The organism is Protofrankia sp. CiT1, from assembly GCF_917627335.1.
Taxonomy (GTDB): domain Bacteria; phylum Actinomycetota; class Actinomycetes; order Frankiales; family Frankiaceae; genus Protofrankia.
Genome location: NZ_CAKJTP010000041.1, coordinates 1 through 1,947, shown reverse-complemented (window position 1 = coordinate 1,947; position 1,947 = coordinate 1). Strand labels below are relative to the sequence as shown.

The 1,947-nt window shown below is 58.6% G+C and carries 1 protein-coding gene and 1 pseudogene; both read left to right on the top strand.

Annotation, left to right across the window (positions count from 1 at the left end):
- Window positions 1-318 precede the first annotated feature (318 nt).
- Window positions 319-1,734, top strand: coding sequence for a phenylacetate--CoA ligase family protein (locus MJ785_RS09455; RefSeq protein ID WP_239380481.1), 1,416 nt, complete (start codon window positions 319-321; stop codon window positions 1,732-1,734).
- A pseudogene (locus tag MJ785_RS09450) lies at window positions 1,731-1,947 on the top strand (branched-chain amino acid aminotransferase); the annotation flags it as partial. The gene MJ785_RS09455 and the pseudogene MJ785_RS09450, both read left to right, overlap by 4 nt.

Genomic DNA, 1,947 nt, shown 5'->3' with positions numbered 1-1,947 from the left:
GCGCGCTAGCAGCATCGCAAAGGAAAGCGGCTTGCTCGTCCCGCCAGCGCAGGTGAATGCTGCTTTACCAGCCTTGACCGCCCGTCCATGGCCGGCTAGACATGGATCGTCGGGCGGAGGCCAGAACACGTGATGGACGGACAAGATTTTGGATCTGTACGGCAAGCCGGCTCGCTATGTGCACCGCGATGGTCCCGTTGGCAAATAGTCATGGGAAGCAGGTAGATGATTGTAACGATAATGTTAGAGGAATTTTACCTAATTCCCTCCTGCTAGCTTGACAGGCCCGTGATCATTTATGGGAAAGGAAGTCGATACATGCTTCCGATGCTGGACAAGCGTTTTTTGGAAGAGACGGCGGACTTCGCGGTACTTGCCTCTCGGTATGCGGCGGGTCTGGTGCCGCCAGCGGAGCTAGCCGTCTATCAGTCGTATGAGATAGGCCAGACATTGACGTATGTCAGAGAGCGCTCTCCATTTTACTCCCGCCGACTGGTGAACATAGCTGGCACGGAAAACCCATCGGTCGCCATCGAGAATCTTCCCTTCACGACGAAAGCTGACCTCCGCACCCATCTTGATGAAGTGCCTGCATTACCTCTGTCGGAATGCTGGATCTACTACGAGACGACCGGCACAACCGGCCTATCCACCCCCTGCCCACGCTCGCCGCGTGACTCAATGCGCACCGGCCTGGCGTTGATGGAGGGATACGCCCCGATTTTGCGGAATTATGCCGACCACTGCGTGGTAGCGGTTATGGGACCAACGGAACTGCACTCGACAGGTGACTCGTTCGGTGACATTCTCCGTGCTCTCGGGCATACGACAGTAAAGATGTGGCCGCATTCTCCTCTCGTTGGCTTCTCCCGAGCGCTTGAGTTAATCGACAGGCTCGGCGTGAACGTGCTGGTCTGCACCCCAGGCATGTCTATTTCGCTGGCCAGGAGACTCCTCCAGGAGGGTAAGAATCCAGCGGAGACGAGCGTGCGAGCGATTCTTTCCCTCGGGGAGCTCTCCACACCAGGACTTCTCCGAGGCATCGGAGCGATCTGGGGCGCGGACGTCTATAATTGTATGTACGCTTCGCAAGAGGCTTCCATTCTGGCTGTTTGTTTCCCGGATAAGCAGCTTCACAGCACTCCCATAAACGTATTCTACGAGATTGTGGACCCAGCTACTGGCCGTCGTGTCGAGGCCGGGCGTGAGGGCGAAAGACAAGGGGAGCTTGTGATCACACATCTGTACCGGGGAGCGAAACCACTGGTCCGGTACAGAACGGGCGACATGGTAAAGAGCCGAGGATCGGATCAGCAGTTCACCATGGTTCCGCTGGGCAGGGTTGACGATCAGATTCACCTCGGCGACCGGTTGATAACCGCTTTCGACTTCGAAGACGGACTGCTCGCGCAGGCACCGACCATTCTTGACTATCAGGCGACCCTGAGCGAAACAGCGGACGGGCGGGATCATCTGTCCGTACTGTTCGAGCCCGTCCGTCCCCTCGGTAATGCCGACATGCGCATACACGAGAACGCTATTATCCGGCATACCGGAGAGGCGTTCGGCACCGCGGCTGAGGTGACCTGGGGGGTGACGGACAGCAGGACGTCGACCGGCGCGATGGTGAGTTGGAAGGCTGCCCGAATCCGTGACCGCCGGGCGGCGGCGACGTCGTGTGGGGAAGCCGAAAAAGCGCGAGAAATCGCTGCTGTTCGTGAGCGTGTCCGATGAACGCCGCACGGCTGCCCTGGCGTTACTACAACGGCGAGTACGTCACCGATGATGCCGTGGCCCTGCCCGATTCGACCCAGGGCCTGCACTATGGCACGGGCGCCTTTGAGGGCATACGAGCCTATAAAACAGTGGACGGCCGGGTGAGCCCGTTTATGGCCCACGAGCACTTCGCTCGTTTGATTCGCTCGTGTGAGGCATTACGGATCATGA